The sequence below is a fragment of the Mycolicibacterium aichiense genome (assembly GCF_010726245.1).
Taxonomy (GTDB): Bacteria; Actinomycetota; Actinomycetes; order Mycobacteriales; family Mycobacteriaceae; genus Mycobacterium; species Mycobacterium aichiense.
This window is the reverse complement of record NZ_AP022561.1, coordinates 3,573,869-3,593,146: the sequence shown is the minus strand read 5'-3', so window position 1 is coordinate 3,593,146 and position 19,278 is coordinate 3,573,869. Positions and strand designations below refer to the sequence as shown.

Sequence of the window (19,278 nt, the reverse complement as noted above, 5' to 3'; positions counted from 1 at the left end):
CATGAAGGTATCCCCGCAGCGCATTTGGCAAACGCGGATGTGGCAAACACAGGCCAACCTCAGTGAAAGTGACTCGACGCGCTGGCGTTCAATGGCGCACATGGCCGCGTCCGAGGGGACCCCCGCACCGGGACATCTGCCCCACGACATCGATCACTCCCATCCCGACGTCACCGGAGGCTGGCTGCGTGCGGCGACCTTCGGGGCGATGGACGGATTGGTCTCCAACAGCGCGCTGATCGCCGGTGTCGCGGCCGGCGCCGGGGCGCACACCGTGGTGCTCAGCGGAGTTGCCGGATTGCTCGCGGGCGCGTTCTCGATGGCGCTGGGCGAATATACGTCCGTCACGACCGCCAACGAACAGATCGACTCCCAGGTACTCATCGAGCGGCGATCGTTCGAGCGGCATCCGCACGCCGAACGGGACGAACTCGTGTCGATGTTGATGGACATGGGGATGTCCGAGGCCACCGCGCGTCAGGCCACCGAGGAGATCCATCGCGACGAGGACCAGGCGGTGCACTTCCACCTGTCCCAGGAGCTCGGCGTCGACCCCCGGGAGAAGCCGTCCCCGGTGATCGCCGCGATCTCGTCGTTCGTGATGTTCGCCCTGGGCGCGATCGTGCCACTGCTGCCGTACCTTTTCGGTTCCGAGAAGCTGTGGCTGGGTCTGGCGTGTAGCGGAATTGGCTTGTTGGTGGCCGGTGCGGTGGCCGCGAAGTTCACCAAGGGCTCGCTGTGGCTCGGCGCCGGACGGCAATTGGCGTTCGGCGCCATCGCGATCGCCGCCACCTATGCGGTCGGAAATCTCGTCGACGCCGCCTTGTGAGCAATACGCTGACGCGGTGATTCGTAGCGTCGGGAAGCTCGGCCCGCTGAAGGTGTCGGGTCTGGTGTGGTGGCAGATGCGCTGGGATCTGCTGGCGATCATCGTGGTGGCCGGGATCTTGATCCCCATTCCCGACCCCACCCAGATCGATTACGCCTCGGCGGTGCTCTCGGTGTTGGGTATTGGCGCTTCGGTGTTCATCGGCTTCCGCAACACCACCGCCTACAACCGGTGGTGGGAGGCCCGAACGCTGTGGGGCAACGTCATCATCAACTCCCGGGCCACGTACAACACGCTGTGCTCGGTGGATTCCGGTTCCCCGGAGATGGCCGGCGTGCTGAACCGGATGCGCCGCAGGCAGGTGCGCTATGCCTGGCAGCTCGCCGCGGATCTACGCAAGATTCCCGCTCTGCCGGGCGTCGCCGATCTCACCCCGGAAGATCCCGCCGACATCGGTGCCACCGATCTGATGACCCGGCAAGCGGTCGACATCCAAACCCTTTCGGCGAATGGGCATATCGACAACCAGGCTCGGGTGATGCTGATGGGCGTCAACACCGCGCTGGTGAGCGCCCAAAGCGGGCTGGAACGCATCCGCAACGAGCCGATCCCGCTGCAGTACGAGGTCTTCGTCCGCGGGCTGGCGTGGTTTTTCGCGATCATGGCGTTCAGCAGGCTGGACGGCTCGGCACACGCCTACACCGGGGTGATCATCGGCCTGCTGCTGATGGCGGTGTTCATCGGCGCCGAACGCCTCGGGCACTTCATCGAGCAGCCCATGCAGAACGGGATCTTCGACATCTCGATGTACCGGTTCTGCGGCGTCATCACCGGCGACCTGTTGGGCAGGGACCATCCGCTGGCCCAGCCCAGGGAAAGCGCGAAGGCCACCATCTGGATGTAAGCGCTCAGGCGTTGAGCGACAACGGTTTCAGCTGTCGCTGCCCACGGTCACCGCGGTGGCCTGCTCGGTGATCTCCTCGACGGCATTTTCCTGCTTGTTCCCCGAGTCGCTTCGCTCCTGCCCGCCGGAAGTGTCAATGCCGCTCAGGTGCCGGGCAGTCAGCGCCAGCACCCCGGCGCCCAGCAACACCGCACCGGCGCCGACCCAGAACGGTAGGTGCACGCTGACCCGCTCACCGAGCACGCCGGCCAGCCACGGTGCGACAGCGGCGCCGCCGAAGCGCATGAAGCTGTAGGCGGCCGAGGCGACACCGCGTTCGACGGGCGCAGCCTTCATGACCGTTTCGGTGATCAGCGTGTTGTTGATGCCGATGAACAGGCCCGCGATGACGACGCAGGTGGCCAGGATGGTCTTGTCGTCGGTACCGACGGCCATCACCATCAGAAGTGCCGAGAAGCAGAGCAGATTCACCAACAGCACGCGGACGGTGCCGAAGCGATGCTGCAACCGGGGTGCCACCACCACCGAGGTGAATGCGAGGCACAGACCCCACCCGAAGAAGATCAGCCCGATCTCGTGCGCATTCATGTCGAGTGGGAACGGGGTGAACGTCAGCAATGTGAAGAAGCCGAAGTTGTAGAGCAGCGCGGTGACCGCAACCCCGAGCAGGCCCCGGTGCCGCAGCGCGCGGAACGGATCGGCCAGCGTCGTCATCCGCTGCGGGCGCGGTGTCTCGGGCAGCAGCAGCGTCGTCACGACCAAGGCGATGGCCATCAGCACCGACACCCCGAAAAATGGCCCACGCCAGGAGATTCCACCCAGCACGCCACCGACCAACGGACCGACCGCGATGCCGAGCCCCAGCGCGGCTTCGTAGAGGATGATCGCCTGGGCGACCGAGCCGCGCGCGGAGTTGACGATGGTGGCCAGCGCGGTCGCGATGAACAGGGCATTGCCCAACCCCCACAGCGCCCGCCAGCCGACGATGCCCATCACGGTGTCACTCATACCGGCGAGTCCGGCGCCGGCGATGATGATCACCAGGCCGAGCAGCAGCGTGCGCTTCGGGCCGATACGGCTCGACACCACGCCGGTGACCAGCATCGCCACGCCCATGACAGCCATGTAGCTGGTGAACAGCAGCGACACCTGCGACGGTGTGGCGTTGAGATTGTCGGCAATCGGTTTCAGGATCGGATCGACGAGTCCGATGCCCATGAACGCGACGACGGATGCGAACGCAACGGCCCAGACGGCCTTGGGTTGACGCCACATGAGTGGCTCACTCCTTACTACTTCGGTGACGTGTCGAGGTCGTCGAGCAGGCGATGCAGTGCTCCGACGGCGGTCGACAGAATTTCGCGGTCCTCGTCCGACAGTCGCTCGATGCGCGGATCGATCACCGCGGCGCGGTCGGCGCGGACCTGGGTCAGCATTGTCTTGCCCTCGGGGGTGATGCGAATGCGGACCGCACGCGCATCGTCAGGATCGGTAGTGCGGGCCACCAAGCCGGCATCCTCGAGGCGCCGGACCTGCGTGGTCATCGTCGGCTGCGAGCAGTGGTCGAGTTCAGCCAGATCGGAGATGCGGGCTTCGCCCTGGTCGTCGATCGTGCTGAGCAGGCGGGCCTGCGCCCACGGCAGCGGCAGCCGGATTCGCTGGGTGGCCAGCCGGTTGAGCCGCGCTACGACGGTGAGCAGCTCAGAACCCAAGCCCGCGTGCGACGGGGAAGCCGCGCCGGGGCGCTCCTGGGTAGGCGTCGGACTCATACCGACCATATTTACATAGAAATACTATGTTGTCGCCCGGCCGCCGGGTGTGATTTCTCACAGCTTTCCCACAGGCGGCCCTGGCCGCGGCAGGCCGAACACCCGGGCCGCCCGCCGCGGCTGGCAGAATCGGGTGATGACCGCGACGAGACCGGAGGCGCCTGCGCAGCAGCCCTCCCGACCGTCGCTCGATCACCGCCGAACCGGCTCGCTGACACCCGTGGAGATGGCCCAAGCGTCTGTGATGGCCGCGCTGGCCGCCGCGTTGGCGATCATTTCCGTGGTCGTGCCGTTTGCCGGGGGGCTCTCGCTTCTCACGACCGTGCCGATGGGTCTGCTGGGCTACCGCTACCGCCTGCGGGTGCTGCTCGCGTCGACCGTCGCGGCGAGCGTCGTGGCTTTCCTCATCGCCGGCATCAGCGGCCTCATGGTGGTGGTCAACTGCGCCTACGTCGGTGGACTGGCCGGCATCATGAAGCGGCGCGGGCGCGGCACACCGACCGTCATCGCGGTCGGCCTGGTGGCCGGCGTGGTGTTCGGTCTGTTCATCATCGCCGCGTTGACCGTGTTGGTTCGGCTGCGCACGCTGACGTTCTCGGCGATGACCGCCAACTTCGACGGTGTGGTCTCGGTGATGTCGCGCTTCGAGCCGTTCCGGCCTGCGGCCGAGGATGCGCGGCACATGTTCGGCGTCGCGCTGCAGTACTGGCCGGTGCTGCTGATGTTCTACGCGATGTTCTCCATCATGGTCGTCACCCTGGTCGGGTGGTGGGCGCTGTCGCGAGTGCTGGACCGCTTGCGTGGCATTCCCGACGTGCACAAGCTCGAGCCGCCCGAAGAGTCTGGACCGGTCGCACCGGTTCCGGTCCGTCTGGTCGACGCCAGGTTCCGTTACCCCAACGCCGCGCGGGACGCGCTGCGCCCATTGAGTTTGTCGGTTGACGTCGGCGAGCACGTGGCGATCACCGGCGCCAACGGCTCCGGCAAGACCACGCTGATGCTGCTGCTGGCCGGGCGGAATCCGACCTCCGGCACGATCGAGCGGCCTGGCGCGATCGGACTGGGCAAGCCAGGGGGGACTGCGGTGATCCTGCAGCACCCCGAAAGTCAGGTCCTGGGAACGCGAGTCGCCGATGATGTGGTGTTCGGCCTGCCGCCCGGGACACACACCGATATCGCGGGGCTGCTCGACGAGGTCGGCCTATCCGGCATGGAGGAGCGCGACACCGGCGGATTATCCGGCGGCGAGCTGCAGCGGCTCGCGGTGGCTGCCGCGCTGGCTCGCAAGCCGTCGATGCTGATCGCCGACGAGGTCACCAGCATGGTCGATCAGCGCGGGCGCGAAGCATTGCTGGGCGTGTTGTCCGGCCTGACCGAACGCCACCGGATGGCGCTGGTGGCGATCACCCATTACAACAACGAAGCCGACACCGCCGACCGGATCGTCAATCTCACCGAGTCGCTGGACAACACCGACATGGTCGAAAGCGCCGCCGCGCCAACGACGACGGTCAGTGCTGCGCCGCGCGCCGCCGAACCGGTGTTGCAGCTCGAACATGTCAGCCACGAATACGCCGCGGGTACACCGTGGGCCAAGCCCGCGCTGACCGATGTCAACTTCACCGTCCACGAGGGCGACGGCCTTCTCATCCACGGCGGCAACGGTTCTGGCAAGTCGACCCTGGCTTGGATCATGGCGGGCCTGACCACGCCGACGTCCGGCGCGTGCCTGGTGCGCGGGCGCCCAGCACCCGATTGTGTCGGCGAGGTGGCCATTGCTTTCCAAGCCGCCCGGCTGCAGCTGATGCGCAGTCGAGTCGATCTGGAAGTTGCCTCCGCAGCCGGCTTTTCACCCCACGACACCGCACGGGTGCACGCCGCGCTGGCCAAGGTCGGCCTCGACGCCTCGCTGGCCGGGCGTCGTATCGACCAGCTTTCGGGTGGCCAGATGCGGCGGGTGGTGATCGCCGGGCTGCTGGCCCGCTCGCCGCAGGCACTGATTCTCGACGAGCCACTGGCCGGTCTCGACGCAGCCAGCCAGCGTGGGTTGCTGCGGCTGCTGAGCGATCTGCGCCGCAACAGCGGTCTGACCGTCGTGGTGATCTCGCACGATTTCGTCGGGCTCGAGGAGCTGTGCCCGCGCACCCTTCATTTGCGCGACGGTGTGCTCAGCACCGCGCCGACCGCGGAGGAAGTGTCGTGACGACCGCCCGCCAGCCCCGCCCGGTGGTGCTGCTGCGTCCGGTGCCGGGCACGTCACCGATCCACGAGCTGTGGGCCGGCACCAAACTGGTTGTGGTCCTCGGTTTCTCGGCCCTGTTGGCGTTCTATCCGGATTGGGTGCCGATCGCGCTGGTCGCGATCCTCATCGGCACCGCGATCCGCATGGCCCGCATCCCGCGCGGTGTGCTGCCGTCGGTACCCAAGTGGCTGTGGCTATTGCTGCTCCTCGGCGCGGTGACCGCGGCGCTCGGCGGTGGAGCGCCGGTGCTGCATCTGGCGTCCCACGCCTTCGAACTCGGTGGACTGCTGAAGTTCGTGCGCATCACCGTGGTGGCGATCGTGCTGCTGGCGTTGGGGATGATGGTGTCGTGGACGACGAACGTCGCCGACATCGCGCCCGCGGTGGCGCGCCTCGGCAGGCCGCTGAAGTTCTTCCGCATCCCGGTTGACGACTGGGCGGTGGCACTGGCTTTGTCGCTGCGGGCATTTCCCATGCTGCTCGACGAGTTCCGGTTGCTCTACGCCGCGCGACGGCTGCGGCCGCGTCCGGTGCTGACCAGTCGCCGGGCCCGGCGCCGGCGGTGGGCCATCGAGATGGTGGACCTGATGTCGGCGGGCGTCACGGTGGCGCTGCGGCGTGCTGACGAGATGGGTGATGCGATCACCGCACGCGGCGGAACCGGCACGATCTCCGCGGCGCCGTCGGGTCCCAAGCGCGCCGACTGGGTGGTCTTGGCGATCTGCGGGCTGGTGTGCGTGGTGTCGGTCGGTCTGCAGATGACGGTGCTGGCGGGGATCTAGCGCGCGGCCGCGGTGTTCGCCGCCTGCTGAGCGGTCCGCAACGCCACAGCGACAGGTGTTCTGCCCAGGAACATTTCATCGAAGTAAGGCTTGATCGCCTGATATCCGGCGGCGAAGCCCGGTCCGCCCGGTGCGGCGATGCGCGGGCCGTCGAGCACCCGGAAGAACGGCGTCACGTCGACGCCCTTGGCCGACCAGTAGTCGAAGTACTGCTGCTGGGCCGGCAGCACCGCCGGGATGGCGGCGCCCTGGCGGCCGACGTAGGAGTTGCCACGTTCGCTACCCAGCCAGGCCAGCACCTCGCGCGCCGCTTCGGGGTGGCGGCTGGCGGGATTGCCCGCGGCGACAATGCCGTTGGTCACGCTGACCCTCCCAGCCGGGCCGGCCGGGAGCATCGCCACGCCCCAGCGGAACGTCGCCTGCTCGGCGATCTGGGCCAGGTTGTAGGTGCCCGACTGGAACAGCGCCATCCGCCCGGCCAGGAACTGGTTGCGGGAGAAGTCGCCGTTGTCGTTGGTGTCCGACGCGGGCGGGGAGACCCGGTCGGTGTTGATCAACCCGATGACATAGCGGAACGCCATGGCGGCCTGCGGGTTGTCGAAGGCGAATCGGTCGCGAGAGGAGAACACCCCACCCGCCGAGCCGATGTAGTTGAGGTAGATGGCCTGTAAATCGTTGGCGGCGTTGTACGCCCATTGCCTGCCGTGGGTCAGGCGCGCCAGCAGGGGGCGCAGGGTGTCGATACTCGGGTCGGGATCCCAGCGCAGCGAATTCAGTGCGGCGGTGTCTACGCCGTCGGCGGCCAGAAGGTCGGCGTTGTAGTACAGCGCGATTCCGGCGTCGGTCAGTTGCGGCACGCCCCACAGCGCGCCGCCCCGGGTGAACTGTGCGATGACCGACGGGTCCCAGTCCGGGCTCGGTGCCACCGACATCAGCCGCTTGTTGTCGGCGTATTCGGCGAAGTTGGCGTTGTTGAGCCAGAAGATGTCGTCGGCTCCGCCGCCGGCGACGTCGGTGCGCAAAGTGGTGAAATAGCTGGCGTAGGGGACGACGTCGGTGCGCACCTCGATGTCCGGATGCGTGCGGCTGAATTCGGCGAAGGACTCGGCGTAGGCGGCCGCCACCTGCGGATCCCACACCCGCACGGTGATCACTGTCTTGTCCGACGGTTCGTCTGATCGGCCCAGCACCAGGGCCGCGGAGACCAGCAGTACAGCGACGGCGATCAGCCCGGCCAGCATGCGGGTGGAGAACCGTGGCGGCCAGCTCATTTCAGCCCGGTGACGACGATCGAGCGCACGATCTGACGCTGGAACACCAGGAACAACGCGATCAGCGGGACGATCGCCACCGTCGTCGCCGCCATCACCAGCGTCCACTGCGCGTTGTACTGGGTCTGCAACCCCGCGGTCGCGACGGTCAGCACCCGCCAGGTGCCGCCGCTGGTGATGACCAGCGGCCACATGAACGAATTCCATTGACTGACAACGGTGATCAGCGTCAACGTCACCAGGATCGGCTTGCTGGCGGGCAACACCACGTGCACCAGCACATCAAGGGTGTTGGCCCCGTCCAGGCGGGCGGCGTTGACCAGGTCGGCAGGGATGCCGCGAAAGTACTCGCGCAACAGGAAGATCGCGTAGGGAGAGCCGAAGACGAACGGCAACACCAACGCCCAGAACGTGTTCCGCAGGCCCAGCTCGGCCATCATCAGATACAGCGGCACCACGGTCACCGTCCCGGGGACCATCAACGTTGCGATGTAGACCCAGAACATCACGTCGCGGCCGGTGAACTCCAGGCGGGCGAACGCGTAGGCGGCCAGCACCGAGAACGTCAACTGCGCCAGGGTGATGATCGCCGTCATCAGCGCGGTCACGGCCAACGCGCGGCCGAATCCGGCATCGCCGAGCGCACCGTAGTTGGCGAGCGTCGGCGGGCTCGGCAGCGACAGCGGTGTGCCGGTGGCGAACTGCTGTGCCGAGGTGAACGACGTCAACAGACCCAGCCCGAACGGGGCCAGGGTGATCACTGCACCGGCCAGCAGACCCAGGTAGATCAGCACGTTACGTGAGGTCATAGCTGATCCGCCGGCGAAAGTAGAGATGCTGGACGATCGTCGCGCCGACCAGGATGACGAACAGCACCAGCGCCATCACCGCTGCCCGCCCGATCGCGGCGGCCCCGAACGCCTCGGCATAAATCCGGTGGGCCACCAGATCGGTACGCCCGGCGGGCCCGCCACCGGTCAGTGCGTAGACGGTGTCGAACACCTGCGCCGCGCTGACGACGCCGGTCACCGAGACGAAGAACAGGGTCGGCCGCAGCATCGGCAGCGTGATGTGCCAGAACCGCTGCCAGCTCGTCGCGCCGTCGAGGCGGGCGGCGGCGTGGATCTGCGGCGGGATTGCCAGGATCCCGGCCAAGAAAAACAGCGTCACGTAGCCGACGTTCATCCACACCGTCACCGCGGAGACCACCGGCAACGCCAGCCCGGGATCGGTCAGCCACTCCACGCGGCGCCCCAACAGCGTGCCCACCGCGCCGTCGGTCGGCGCCAGGATCCAATGCCACAGCACCGCGACCGCCAACGGCGAGCACACCCACGGAACCACGTACACGGTGCGGAACACGCCGCTGCCCGGCAGTTCGCGGGACAACAATGCCGCGGCGAACAAACCCAGCAGGATCTGCACCGGAACCACGATCGCGATGAACGCCAGCGTCACCAGCAGGGAGTTGCCGAAGCCGGCGTCAGTGAGCACCGAACGCCAATTGTCCAGTCCCACATAGCGGATGGGGCCCAGCAGGTCCCAGCGGTGCAGACTCAGCCACACCACCACCAGCATGGGCAACAACAGGAAGCAGACGACCCCGAACAGGCTCGGCGCGAGCAGCGCGTACCCCAGCAGGGTCGAACGCATGCGCCGAGTCGTCACCTTGGCCATTAAAGCGGGTCGCCGAGCCGCCCGTTACCGTGTAGCACGTGAGTCCCCGTGACGTTGACGCCGACTTCCTGGCCCTTCCGCGCCATGCGCTCGCCGACGCTGCCCTGTCGGCGGCCCGTGCCGCCGGCGCCAGCTACGCCGATCTCCGGATCCACGCGATCACCAGCGAGGTGGTGCAGCTGCGCGACGGCGAGCTGCAGAGCGCGGTCACCGACCGCGAGATCGGGCTGGCAGTTCGGGTGATCGTCGACGGCACCTGGGGGTTCGCCTCGCACGCCGAGCTGGCTCCTGAGGTCGCCGCGGACACCGCGCGCCGCGCGGTGCAGGTCGCCACCACGCTGGCGCTGCTGAATGCCGAGCGCATCGAGTTGGCGGCCGAACCGGTCTACAACGACGTGACGTGGGTGTCGAACTACGGGATCGACCCGTTCACCGTTGCGACCGCCGACAAGATCGCTCTGCTGGGGGAGTACTCCGGTCGCTTGCTGGCCTCCGACGGGGTCGATCACGTCTCGGCGATGGTGATGACCGTCAAGGAGCAAACGTTCTACGCCGACACCTTCGGTTCGTCGATCACCCAGCAGCGGGTGCGGCTGCAGCCGGCGCTGGACGCGGTGGCCGTCGACGCGGCGGCAGGCAGCTTCGAGTCGATGCGCACGCTGGCTCCGCCGACCGCTCGCGGCTGGGAGGCGGTGGCCGGCGACGAGGTGTGGGACTGGAGTACCGAACTGGCCGAGCTGCCCGGTCTGCTCGCGGAGAAGACCAAGGCGCCGACGGTGGTCGCCGGGCCGACCGATCTGGTGATCGACCCCACCAATCTGTGGTTGACCATTCACGAATCCATCGGGCACGCCACCGAATACGACCGGGCGATCGGGTACGAAGCCGCCTACGCGGGTACGTCGTTCGCCACGCCGGACAAGCTGAACACGATGCGCTACGGCTCCCCGGTGATGACCGTGACCGCTGATCGCACCGTCGAATACGGTTTGGCCACCATCGGATACGACGACGAAGGAGTGGCCGCGCAGAGCTGGGATCTGGTGCGCGACGGTATCTTCGTCGGCTACCAACTCGACCGGGTGTTCGCGCCGCGGCTGGGCCACGCCCGGTCCAATGGCTGCAGCTATGCCGACTCCCCACACCACGTCCCGATCCAGCGGATGGCCAACGTCTCCCTGCAGCCCGGCGTCGAGGACCTGAGCACTGATGACCTGATCTCCCGGGTCGCGGACGGCATCTACATCGTCGGTGACAAATCCTGGTCGATCGACATGCAGCGCTACAACTTCCAATTCACCGGGCAGCGGTTTTATCGGATCCGCGATGGCCGGCTGGACGGACAGCTGCGCGACGTCGCGTATCAGGCCACCACCACCGATTTCTGGAATTCGATGGAAGCCGTTGGCGGGCGCCAGACCTGGCGTCTGGGTGGGGCCTTCAATTGCGGCAAGGCCCAGCCCGGCCAGGTGGCCGCTGTCAGCCACGGCTGCCCGTCAGCCTTGTTCCGCGGGGTGAACGTGCTCAACACGCGCGAGGAGGCCGGTCGATGAGCGCCAGCGAAGAGGCCAAATCGGGGTGGAGCCGCGCATGATCCCCGCCCAGCAGGTCGTCGAATTGGCGTTGCAGGCCGCCAGCCAATCAGGTCGAGCCGATGAAACGATCGTGATCGTCACCGATCGTGCCGAGGCCTCGCTGCGGTGGGCCGGGAACTCGATGACCACCAACGGTGTCTCGACAACAAGGTCGACCACCGTGATTTCGATTGTGCGCAAGGGCAATACGTCGCACACCGGTGCGGTCCGCAGCAGTGACGTAAACCCCGCTGCGATCGCGGTGCTGGTGGCCGCAGCCGAACACGCTGCCCACGCCGCTCCCGACGCCCGCGACAGTGCGCCGCTACTGACCGGCAGCGGTACCCCAGACGACTGGAACGAGTCGATTCCAGAGACCGGGGCCGGGGTGTTCGCCGATGTCGCCGAATCACTGTCGAGCGGGTTCGGGCGCACCGACCGGTTGTACGGCTACGCCCACCACGTCGTCGAGACGACGTTTCTGGCCACCTCGACCGGGCTCCGCCGCCGCTTCACCCAGCCCACCGGAACCGTCGAGATCAACGCCAAACGCGACGGTGCCAGCGCGTGGGCGGGCATCTCCACCCCGTGGTTCACCGAGGTGCCCACCGACACGCTGCTCGACGATCTTGCGATGCGCCTCGGCTGGGCCGACCGGACCGTCGAGCTGCCGGCCGGCCGCTATGAAACCTTGATGCCCCCGTCGGCGGTGGCCGACATGATGATCTACCTCGGCTGGTCGATGGACGGTCGCGGCGCCGAGGAGGGCCGGACCGCGTTGTCGGCCCCCGGCGGCGGAACCCGGGTCGGGGAGAAGCTCACCCACCTGCCGCTGACGATGTACTCCGATCCGTTCGCACCGGGACTGGAATGCGCGCCGTTCGTCGCGGCCACCAGCGGATCGGAGACGATCTCGGTGTTCGACAACGGGCTCGACATCGGGCGGGTCGACTGGATCCGCGACGGCGCCATCAACGCGCTGGCCTACCCCAGGGCCGCGGCCAGCGAGTTCGGGACGTCCGTCGCGGTACCGGCCGACAACCTGCTGATGACCGGTGGCAGCGCCGAGTTGGCCGACATGGTGGCATCCACTGAGCGCGGGCTGCTGCTGACCACGCTGTGGTACATCCGCACCGTCGATCCGACCACCCTGCTGCTGACCGGGCTGACCCGCGACGGGGTGTACCTCATCGAAGACGGCGAAGTCACCGGGGCGGTCAACAATTTCCGCTTCAACGAGAGCCCGCTGGATCTGTTGCGGCGGGCCACCGAGGCGGGCGTGCCCGAGCAGACGTTGCCCCGCGAATGGGGTGACTGGGCGACCCGGGCAGTGATGCCGACGCTGCGAATCCCCGACTTCCACATGTCGTCGGTGAGCCAAGCGCAATAATCGGCAGATGGCCGATGATCTTGACGCTGTCCTGACCCAGCTGGTGGTGCAATCACCGGCAGACCTGCAGCGTCTGGTGGGGCTGATTCGCACCACCTGTGGCGACACGCTTTCGTTGACTCCGCTGCCCGCGCAGACGCCGGTGAGCGCGCCCGAGTCGGACGCCGAGAAGGTGGTGGCCGAGTTCGCCGAGCAGTTCAGCGTCGACGTGTCGGCGATTTCCGATCGTCAGCGGGAGGCGCTGACCGGGGCGCTGGGTGCGGCGAGCTTCGCCGCGGTGATCCAGATGTTCTTCGCCGACTTCCTGCCGCGGGTGCGCAACGGGTTGGAGGTACTCGGCTTGCCGGTCGGCTGGGTGCCCGAGGCGCCGGCGTGGGATCCGGGCATCGACGCCGGTGACGTTCTGTTCAACCAGTTGCTGCCCGGGGTGGCGCGGCTGCGGTCGCTGGACCCGGTGACCACCGAGGTGGTGCGGCTGCGCGGAGCTGTCGCGCACAACTGCCGACTCTGTAAATCGCTGCGGGAAAGCAAGGCGCTGGACGCCGGTGGCAGCGAATCGATGTACGACGACATCGAGCACTTCGAATCCTCCGAGTTGTTGACCGATGCGCACAAGGCGGCGCTGCGTTACGCCGACGCGCTGATCTGGTCACCGGCGCGGATCAGTCCGGCGGTGGCTTCCGGTGTGCGCGAGCACTTCTCGCAGGAGCAGGCCCGCGAACTGACCCTGGACGTGATGCGCAATGCCAGCAACAAGATCGCGGTGTCGTTGAAGGCCGATCAGGCCCGCGTCGACGAGGGCACCGAGCGCTACCTCATCGACGACGACGGTCAGACCGTTTTCGCCTGAGCGAGCGCAGTCAGGGCGGCGTCGACGTCGGCGTCGGTGGTCGCCCACGAACAGACGAACCGGGTGGCCGGCTTGTGCGGGTCGGGGACGTGTACGGCGAAGTGTTGTCGCACCGCAGCCAACGCATGTGCGGGCAGGTCGACGAACACTTCATTGGCATCGGTGGCCGAGGCCAGGTGCAGGCCGAGTTCGATCAAGCCTGAGCTGAGCTTGCGCGCCATGGCGTTGGCGTGGGCAGCCGTCTCGAGCCAGGCGCCGTCGGTCAACATGGCATCGAATTGTGCTGCGACATAACGGTGTTTGCTGGCCAGGTGGCCGATCTGTTTCTGGACGAACTCGATACCGGTGAAGTGTTCGGGACGGCGCACCAGGATCGCGTCGCCGAACAGCATTCCGTTCTTGGTGCCACCCACCGTGACGATGTCGGCGTCGCCAACGGCCTGAAGAGGCGAGACGCCAAGGGCGGCAATGGCGTTGGCAACGCGGGAGCCGTCAACATGGACCAGCAGGTCGAGTTCGTGCGCGTGGTCGACGAATGCCGCGATCGCCTCGGGCTGCCAGACGCGGCCGTTCTCGGTGGACTGGGTGATGGTGACGATGCGCGGTTGGGAGTGATGCACCTCGCCGCGGCGGGTGATACGTCGATCCAGCAGAGCCGAGTCGATGAGGCCGTCCTGGCTGGGCAGCGCGACGAGACTGGCGCCGGAAACCCGCACCGGGCCGCCGGCCTCGTCGAGCAGGCTGTGGGCGACGTCGCTGCAGAGGATTTCGTGCCAGGGCCGGACGGCGGCGGTGAGCGCAATGATGTTCGCACCGGTGCCGGTGAAGGCGAACAGGACGTCGGCGCCGGGGGAGTCGAAGGCGTCCCGGATGCGGTCGGCCGCGCGTTGAGTGATGGGGTCATCGCCGTAGGACATGGCAGCGCCGTCATTGGCGGCCTGGATCGCCTCGAGAGCACGAGGGTGCGCGGGTGCTGCGTTGTCGGAGGCGAAAGCGCTGGAGGGGATCGGCACAGTAACCATCGTGCACCGCGCGGTGAGTGAAACTGTTGCCGCCCGCTGCCTACACCGGAAGACTGGTGCGATGTCTGATGCCGAATCCCACAAGACGGACACCACCGCGGGACTCAAACCGCTGGCCGGCCAACTGGAGAAGATCGCCGAGCTACTTGGGGTGAAGTCGGTTCTGGTGATGCGCTCCGAACCCGATTCGATGGTGGTCGCTGCCACTGCCGGTGAGGCCACCAAGCACTACACGGTGGGGGCGGCCGGCAAGAAGGCCCTCGACGACGCTGCCCGGGTGCCGCTCTACTGCGAGAAGGTGGTCGACGCTGACAGCGCGCTGTTCGTGCGGGATTCGCGCGAGGACGCGACGTTCGCCGGCAATGAGGACGAGACGGAGTTCGGCCTATACAACTACCTGGGCCTACCGGTGCACGACGCCTCGGGAACCGTGGTGGGCACGGTCTGCGTGCTGGACGACTCCGCGCGCGAGTACACCGACTCCGAGCGTGAGCAGCTCTCGGCGTTCCGCGGTGATGTCGAAGCGGTACTGCGCGACGACGGCACCGCCCTGGGCTGAGTCCGACCTTCTGCCGTGGGGCGAGGCGGACATGCGACGATAGGGTCCGCACCAGGGGGCGGTAGCTCAGTTGGTTAGAGCCGTGGACTCATAATCCATTGGTCGCGGGTTCGAGCCCCGCCCGCCCTACATCAGCAATGTGTGACCTCGGTTGATTGTTGACGTTTTGTCTTCGGGTGATGGGCGACAGTGTTTCGGCTGATGCTTTACACCTACTTCGGTTGATCCTTGACACTCCCTAGATGAGGGAGTTGAGCGTGGCTGAGCAGCGGTATCAGGCTGTGTTGGCGGTGATCAGCGATGGGTTGTCGATTTCGCAGGTGGCATCGAAGGTTGGGGTGTCGCGCCAGACGTTGCATGCGTGGTTGGCCCGCTATGAGGCGCAGGGCTTGGAAGGGTTGATCGACCGGTCGCATCGGCCGGTGTCGTGTCCGCATCAGATGCCGGCGCAGGTGGAGGCGGTGGTGTTGGAGCTGCGCCGCTCGCGACCGTATTGGGGACCTCGTCGGTTGGTGTTCGAACTGTCCAAGCGTGGTGTGGTTCCGCTGCCCTCGGAGTCGGCGGTCTACCGCGCTTTGGTCCGGGCGCAGATGATCGATCCGCACCTGCGGGATCGGCGCTCGCGTAAGTGGAAACGGTGGGAACGCGGTGCGCCTATGGAGCTATGGCAGATGGATGTCGTGGGCGGTTTCCCGCTGGCCGATGGCACCAGCGCTAAGGCGTTGACCGGGATCGATGATCATTCCCGGATGCGTGTGCGCGCAGTTGATGGTGCGTGAACGCACTCGGGCGGTCTGTGACGGGTTACGCGCCGCGCTGGCCACTTATGGTGCTCCCGAGCAGATCCTGACCGATAACGGCAAGGTGTTCACCGGCCGGTTCAACCATCCGCCGGTGGAGGTGCTTTTCGATGCGATCTGCCGCGAGCACGGCATCGAGCACCTGCTGACCAGCCGCGGTCTCCGACCACGACCGGCAAGATTGAGCGGTTCCACCGGAGTCTGCGTGTTGAATTCCTCAGCAACGCAGCACCATTCACTAATCTGAAGACGGCCCAAAGAGCCCTCGATGAGTGGGTCGATGACTACAACACCACCCGGCCGCATCAGTCGTTGAAGATGGCCACCCCTGCTGAGCGCTTCACCGCCGGCACCACCACGACCCGCTCGACCACACCACGACAGCACAGCCCCGATCGCAGCAGCAGCGACTGGATCAGCCGAACGGTGACCACCAACGGGGTGGTCTGTGTGTCGTGGCAACAGGTCAGTATCGGCCGCCACTACGCCGGAGCTCGCTGCGATGTCCACGTCGATGGCGAGCTGCTGCGGTTCTTCATCGGCGACGATCTGGTCAAAACCGCCGCCCGCCGCAGCACCGGCGAGGTACGAAACAAGAAGGCCTGCCGCTCCAGCGGCCAGACCTAAAACACAACAAGAGTGTCAAGGATCAACCGAACTAGATCCGTCAAGAATCAACCGACTATGAACAGCCCTACATCAGCAAGGTCATACACGACGATGTCCCGAGACACCTGTCAACAGTGTCTCGGGACATCGGAAGTCGATCAGTGCCCCCGGGCGACCGGCGGCAATCTCAGGCGCCGTGATGCGGCGCTAGAACCAGACTTTTCGGCCGCCGACCGGGCGTCCGACTGCTCCGAGGATCCACAGCACGAGGCCGACTACGACGAGGATCCCACCGATGGTGTAGAGGATCGACAGGCCGGTGAAGTAGCCGATCAAAAGCAGGATGATGCCGAGGACAATCATGTTTCATCCGTTCGTAGAGCTTGTGTAGCGATGTAGTACTGCGCCTAGGGAATTGCCGGATCTGTCATTTTCAAACCGTGCGATCGAACCGGTCCGTGGCTGTACTGAATGTCCTCGCAACACCTGTCGGGGATGCGCTGTGCTGGCAACTTCTGCCGCACAACGCATCCCCGGGTCAGAGCTGATTTACTCGGCGGCCTTCTGGCGCGCCTCGGCGGCTTGCTCGGCGGTACGAGCAGCTTCGGCCTCGGCCTCTTTCTTGGCTACATCGCGGGCAGCCTCAGCCTTGTCCTGCTGAGCGCGGCCTTCTTCGCGCAGGTCGTCCTTGTCGGTGACGATGCCGATGACTTCCTTGGCCTTGCCCTTGACGTCTTCGACGATGCCTTTGACGGCTTCTTCGGGTCCGCTGTCGCCCATGATCGTTCCTTCCGTTCAGGTCAGGTGTACAGCGCTATATACCCGCCATCAGCGAAGGTTCAATCGTCAACTTCTGTGACACCGCGCACCGTCGTGATCGTGAATCGGCGGAAGGTTCCGGCCGGCGTTGGACGTTCCTATGATCTGAACCGTCGATCGTCACCAGAAACGAGGCACCCCCTAATGGTCGAAAATCTGCCCGACAAAGCTCTCGAGCTGCGTTCGCTGGTGACATCCGACGGCACACTCCAACTCTCGCTGGAGGAGGTCGACGTCCCCACGCCCGGTGAGAACCAAGTGCTGGTGCGGGTCGAGGCATCGCCGATCAACCCGTCAGACTTGGGCCTGCTGATCGCGACCGCGGACATGAGCACGGCGACCGTGACCGGCACGCCGGAACGTCCCGTCGTCACCGCTTCCGTACCGGAGCGCTCCCTTGCCGGCCTCGCCGCGCGACTCGACAAGTCCCTGCCGGTGGGCAATGAGGGGGCGGGCACCGTGGTGGCCGCCGGGTCATCCGAAGCGGCCCAAGCCCTCATCGGCAAAACCGTCGGCGTCGCGGGCGGCGCGATGTACTCCCAGTATCGAGTGGTGGACGCACCGATGTGTCTGGTCCTGCCCGACGGCGCCACGGCGCGTGACGGGGCGTCGTCGTTCGTCAACCCGCTGACGGCGCTCGGAATGACGGAAACTATGCGGCGCGAAGGACATTCGGCGCTTGTGCACACCGCCGCCGCATCGAACTTGGGACAGATGCTGGTCAAGATATGCGCCAAGGACGGCATACCGCTGGTCAATATCGTCCGCAAGCCCGAGCAGCAGCAACTGCTCACCTCGCTCGGCGCCGAGTACGTGCTCAACTCGACGTCGCCGTCGTTCACCACCGATCTGGTGGAGGCACTGAAGGCAACGTCGGCGACCCTGGCGTTCGATGCCACCGGCGGCGGGACGCTCGCGAGCGACATCCTGAACGCGATGGAGGTGGCGGCCAGCGCGAAAGCGGGCGAGTACTCGCGCTACGGATCGGACGTCCACAAGCAGGTCTATATCTATGGTGCACTCGACACCAGCCCGACGGTGCTGACGCGGAACTTCGGGATGTCGTGGGGGATCGGTGGCTGGCTGCTGACCCCATTCCTCGCCACGGCCGGCGCCGAGACGATCGGCCGGTTGCGCGCTCGCGTGGCCGCGGAGCTCACCACAACGTTCGCCAGCAACTACACCCGTGAGGTGTCACTCGCCGGCATGCTCAAGCCCGACGCCTTCACCGAATACGTCAAGCGGGCAACAGGGGAGAAGTTCCTGGTCAACCCCCACGCCTGATGCGGTAACGAATAAGTCAAATAACCGCAGGCTGGCGGCTTGGCTCGGTTAGGCTGCCCTCTGGCCCTCCACCGGGGTGTGGCCGGAGGGGAGTTCGCTGTGATGAACCCTGTACGCACGCGAGCAATCGTCCGAGTGACGGCGGCCGCCGTCGCGCTCGGACTGGTCGTCGCAGGCTGCGGTAAGGACGAGGACAAATCGTCGTCGTCGACGACGAGCACGACCACATCCACGACGACGTCGACCACCACCGCTGCTGACACGACCAGCGCCGAGGCCACGACGCCGGCCGGTACGCCGGACTACGCGACGCTGCTGGTGAAGCCGGCCGACATCCCGCAGGTGGGCAACACCCCGTGGGCGGGTGACGCGCCGAAGGTGACGCTGACGCCGGCGCCGCCGGACGTCTCGCAGACCTACACCTCCGGCACCGACGCCATCAATATCTCGGTGATCGTCAGTGACGACGCCTCGCAGGCCGCGACGGGTCTGACGGGTGCCGCCAACAGCGTGCCCAGTCAGGTGACCGGTTCGCCGGTGCCGCTGCCCGCGGTCACCCCGGATGCCACCGTGACCATCGGCACCTCGGTGGACGGCAAGTCGGCGATGGCCGCGTTGCTCTTCACCGTCGAGCGCACCGTCGTGGTGGCGATCTTCAGCAGCGCGCCCGGTGACCTCAACCCGGTGCCGCAGGACTTCGTCGAGGCCGTGGGCAAGGCTCAGGTCGCGGCGATCCAGGAGAACCTGCCCAACCTGAAGTAACTCGGCACCAACCGCAAAAGGTCAGGGGCGTTGCGCCCCTGGCCTTTTTGCGTTGCGTTGCTGCGGTGCGGCCCGACGAGGCGAGTAGCCGTTGGTCAGCGGCAGTGGTGACCAAAGGCCATAGCCGGCCGGACG

18 protein-coding genes, 1 tRNA gene and 1 pseudogene are annotated in these 19,278 nt (G+C 66.5%); 12 read left to right on the top strand and 8 right to left on the bottom strand.

Annotation, left to right across the window (positions count from 1 at the left end; translation table 11 throughout):
- The first annotated feature begins 100 nt into the window (after window positions 1–100).
- Together G6N32_RS17415 and G6N32_RS17410 are read left to right on the top strand one after the other, a co-directional pair.
- A complete protein-coding gene (locus G6N32_RS17415) occupies window positions 101–829 on the top strand; it encodes a VIT1/CCC1 transporter family protein (RefSeq protein WP_115321340.1) in 729 nt (242 codons plus the stop codon).
- A 16-nt stretch (window positions 830–845) separates the two neighbouring features.
- On the top strand, window positions 846–1,733 hold the full coding sequence (locus G6N32_RS17410) for a bestrophin family protein (RefSeq protein ID WP_115320657.1): 888 nt from the start codon (window positions 846–848) through the stop codon (window positions 1,731–1,733).
- A 27-nt stretch (window positions 1,734–1,760) separates the two neighbouring features.
- Here G6N32_RS17410 and G6N32_RS17405 read toward each other — a convergent pair whose 3' ends face one another.
- Window positions 1,761–3,008 (bottom strand): MFS transporter, encoded by a 1,248-nt coding sequence (locus G6N32_RS17405; protein ID WP_115320656.1) that lies wholly within the window; start codon window positions 3,006–3,008, stop codon window positions 1,761–1,763.
- A 17-nt stretch (window positions 3,009–3,025) separates the two neighbouring features.
- Window positions 3,026–3,502, bottom strand: coding sequence for a MarR family winged helix-turn-helix transcriptional regulator (locus G6N32_RS17400; RefSeq protein ID WP_115320655.1), 477 nt, complete (start codon window positions 3,500–3,502; stop codon window positions 3,026–3,028).
- A gap of 136 nt (window positions 3,503–3,638) precedes the next feature.
- Here G6N32_RS17400 and G6N32_RS17395 point away from each other — a divergent pair, with 136 nt between their 5' ends.
- The gene (locus tag G6N32_RS17395; RefSeq protein ID WP_115321338.1) at window positions 3,639–5,705 is read left to right on the top strand and encodes a DUF2232 domain-containing protein; all 2,067 of its coding nucleotides are present in this window, start codon (window positions 3,639–3,641) and stop codon (window positions 5,703–5,705) included.
- Window positions 5,702–6,526 (top strand): CbiQ family ECF transporter T component, encoded by an 825-nt coding sequence (locus G6N32_RS17390; protein ID WP_115320654.1) that lies wholly within the window; start codon window positions 5,702–5,704, stop codon window positions 6,524–6,526. The genes G6N32_RS17395 and G6N32_RS17390 overlap by 4 nt, the downstream gene beginning before the upstream one ends.
- Here G6N32_RS17390 and G6N32_RS17385 read toward each other — a convergent pair.
- From G6N32_RS17385 to G6N32_RS17375, 3 genes are read right to left on the bottom strand one after another with little or no spacing between them, the layout of a single operon-like run.
- Window positions 6,523–7,797, bottom strand: a complete 1,275-nt coding sequence (locus G6N32_RS17385; RefSeq protein ID WP_115320653.1) for an ABC transporter substrate-binding protein — start codon at window positions 7,795–7,797, stop codon at window positions 6,523–6,525. The genes G6N32_RS17390 and G6N32_RS17385 overlap by 4 nt on opposite strands.
- Window positions 7,794–8,606 carry a carbohydrate ABC transporter permease gene (locus tag G6N32_RS17380; RefSeq protein ID WP_163789316.1) on the bottom strand — a complete coding sequence of 271 codons (813 nt, stop codon included), beginning with the start codon at window positions 8,604–8,606 and terminating at the stop codon, window positions 7,794–7,796. The genes G6N32_RS17385 and G6N32_RS17380 overlap by 4 nt, the downstream gene beginning before the upstream one ends.
- Window positions 8,593–9,450: a carbohydrate ABC transporter permease gene (locus G6N32_RS17375; RefSeq protein ID WP_163789314.1), complete on the bottom strand. Its 858-nt coding sequence runs from the start codon at window positions 9,448–9,450 to the stop codon at window positions 8,593–8,595. Before G6N32_RS17375 ends, G6N32_RS17380 begins: the two co-directional genes overlap by 14 nt.
- 62 nt (window positions 9,451–9,512) lie before the next feature.
- Here G6N32_RS17375 and G6N32_RS17370 point away from each other — a divergent pair, with 62 nt between their 5' ends.
- From G6N32_RS17370 to G6N32_RS17360, 3 genes are read left to right on the top strand one after another with little or no spacing between them, the layout of a single operon-like run.
- Complete coding sequence (locus G6N32_RS17370) at window positions 9,513–11,027, top strand: TldD/PmbA family protein (RefSeq protein WP_115320651.1); 1,515 nt, start codon at window positions 9,513–9,515, stop codon at window positions 11,025–11,027.
- Between the two features lie 37 nt (window positions 11,028–11,064).
- Window positions 11,065–12,438: a metallopeptidase TldD-related protein gene (locus G6N32_RS17365; RefSeq protein WP_115321334.1), complete on the top strand. Its 1,374-nt coding sequence runs from the start codon at window positions 11,065–11,067 to the stop codon at window positions 12,436–12,438.
- A gap of 7 nt (window positions 12,439–12,445) precedes the next feature.
- Window positions 12,446–13,288 (top strand): carboxymuconolactone decarboxylase family protein, encoded by an 843-nt coding sequence (locus G6N32_RS17360; RefSeq protein WP_115320650.1) that lies wholly within the window; start codon window positions 12,446–12,448, stop codon window positions 13,286–13,288.
- On the opposite strand, the gene G6N32_RS17355 is transcribed toward G6N32_RS17360, so the two are convergent.
- Window positions 13,270–14,310 (bottom strand): threonine aldolase family protein, encoded by a 1,041-nt coding sequence (locus G6N32_RS17355; protein WP_115320649.1) that lies wholly within the window; start codon window positions 14,308–14,310, stop codon window positions 13,270–13,272. The genes G6N32_RS17360 and G6N32_RS17355 overlap by 19 nt on opposite strands.
- Before the next feature lie 61 nt (window positions 14,311–14,371).
- Here G6N32_RS17355 and G6N32_RS17350 point away from each other — a divergent pair, with 61 nt between their 5' ends.
- The 3 genes and pseudogenes from G6N32_RS17350 (at window position 14,372) to G6N32_RS17340 (ending at window position 16,296) form a co-directional block, all read left to right on the top strand.
- Window positions 14,372–14,869, top strand: coding sequence for a GAF domain-containing protein (locus G6N32_RS17350; protein ID WP_115320648.1), 498 nt, complete (start codon window positions 14,372–14,374; stop codon window positions 14,867–14,869).
- Between the two features lie 55 nt (window positions 14,870–14,924).
- Window positions 14,925–14,998: transfer RNA gene (locus tag G6N32_RS17345), tRNA-Ile, on the top strand.
- Between the two features lie 113 nt (window positions 14,999–15,111).
- Window positions 15,112–16,296, top strand: a pseudogene (locus G6N32_RS17340) (IS481 family transposase).
- Between the two features lie 189 nt (window positions 16,297–16,485).
- On the opposite strand, the gene G6N32_RS28470 reads toward G6N32_RS17340, so the two are convergent.
- Window positions 16,486–16,641, bottom strand: a complete 156-nt coding sequence (locus G6N32_RS28470) for a hypothetical protein (protein WP_096311763.1) — start codon at window positions 16,639–16,641, stop codon at window positions 16,486–16,488.
- Between the two features lie 186 nt (window positions 16,642–16,827).
- Window positions 16,828–17,058: a microaggregate-binding protein 1 gene (gene mbp1 / locus G6N32_RS17335; RefSeq protein ID WP_115320646.1), complete on the bottom strand. Its 231-nt coding sequence runs from the start codon at window positions 17,056–17,058 to the stop codon at window positions 16,828–16,830.
- A 183-nt stretch (window positions 17,059–17,241) separates the two neighbouring features.
- Here mbp1 and G6N32_RS17330 point away from each other — a divergent pair, with 183 nt between their 5' ends.
- Together G6N32_RS17330 and G6N32_RS17325 are read left to right on the top strand one after the other, a co-directional pair.
- On the top strand, window positions 17,242–18,381 hold the full coding sequence (locus tag G6N32_RS17330; protein WP_115320645.1) for a zinc-binding dehydrogenase: 1,140 nt from the start codon (window positions 17,242–17,244) through the stop codon (window positions 18,379–18,381).
- Window positions 18,382–18,516: 135 nt separating this feature from the next.
- Window positions 18,517–19,143, top strand: a complete 627-nt coding sequence (locus G6N32_RS17325) for a cupin domain-containing protein (protein ID WP_115320644.1) — start codon at window positions 18,517–18,519, stop codon at window positions 19,141–19,143.
- Window positions 19,144–19,278: the final 135 nt, after the last annotated feature.

What these genes read in the sequence shown, in the direction of transcription:
- G6N32_RS17415 (WP_115321340.1), top strand. Translation starts at nt 101, where the DNA reads ATGGCCGCGTCCGAGGGGACCCCCGCACCGGGACATCTGCCCCACGAC.
- G6N32_RS17405 (WP_115320656.1), bottom strand. Translation starts at nt 3,008, where the DNA reads ATGTGGCGTCAACCCAAGGCCGTCTGGGCCGTTGCGTTCGCATCCGTC.
- G6N32_RS17400 (WP_115320655.1), bottom strand. Translation starts at nt 3,502, where the DNA reads ATGAGTCCGACGCCTACCCAGGAGCGCCCCGGCGCGGCTTCCCCGTCG.
- G6N32_RS17395 (WP_115321338.1), top strand. Translation starts at nt 3,639, where the DNA reads ATGACCGCGACGAGACCGGAGGCGCCTGCGCAGCAGCCCTCCCGACCG.
- G6N32_RS17385 (WP_115320653.1), bottom strand. Translation starts at nt 7,797, where the DNA reads ATGAGCTGGCCGCCACGGTTCTCCACCCGCATGCTGGCCGGGCTGATC.
- G6N32_RS17380 (WP_163789316.1), bottom strand. Translation starts at nt 8,606, where the DNA reads ATGACCTCACGTAACGTGCTGATCTACCTGGGTCTGCTGGCCGGTGCA.
- G6N32_RS17375 (WP_163789314.1), bottom strand. Translation starts at nt 9,450, where the DNA reads ATGCGTTCGACCCTGCTGGGGTACGCGCTGCTCGCGCCGAGCCTGTTC.
- G6N32_RS17365 (WP_115321334.1), top strand. Translation starts at nt 11,065, where the DNA reads ATGATCCCCGCCCAGCAGGTCGTCGAATTGGCGTTGCAGGCCGCCAGC.
- G6N32_RS17360 (WP_115320650.1), top strand. Translation starts at nt 12,446, where the DNA reads ATGGCCGATGATCTTGACGCTGTCCTGACCCAGCTGGTGGTGCAATCA.
- G6N32_RS17355 (WP_115320649.1), bottom strand. Translation starts at nt 14,310, where the DNA reads ATGGTTACTGTGCCGATCCCCTCCAGCGCTTTCGCCTCCGACAACGCA.
- G6N32_RS17350 (WP_115320648.1), top strand. Translation starts at nt 14,372, where the DNA reads ATGTCTGATGCCGAATCCCACAAGACGGACACCACCGCGGGACTCAAA.
- G6N32_RS28470 (WP_096311763.1), bottom strand. Translation starts at nt 16,641, where the DNA reads ATGATTGTCCTCGGCATCATCCTGCTTTTGATCGGCTACTTCACCGGC.
- mbp1 (WP_115320646.1), bottom strand. Translation starts at nt 17,058, where the DNA reads ATGGGCGACAGCGGACCCGAAGAAGCCGTCAAAGGCATCGTCGAAGAC.
- G6N32_RS17330 (WP_115320645.1), top strand. Translation starts at nt 17,242, where the DNA reads ATGGTCGAAAATCTGCCCGACAAAGCTCTCGAGCTGCGTTCGCTGGTG.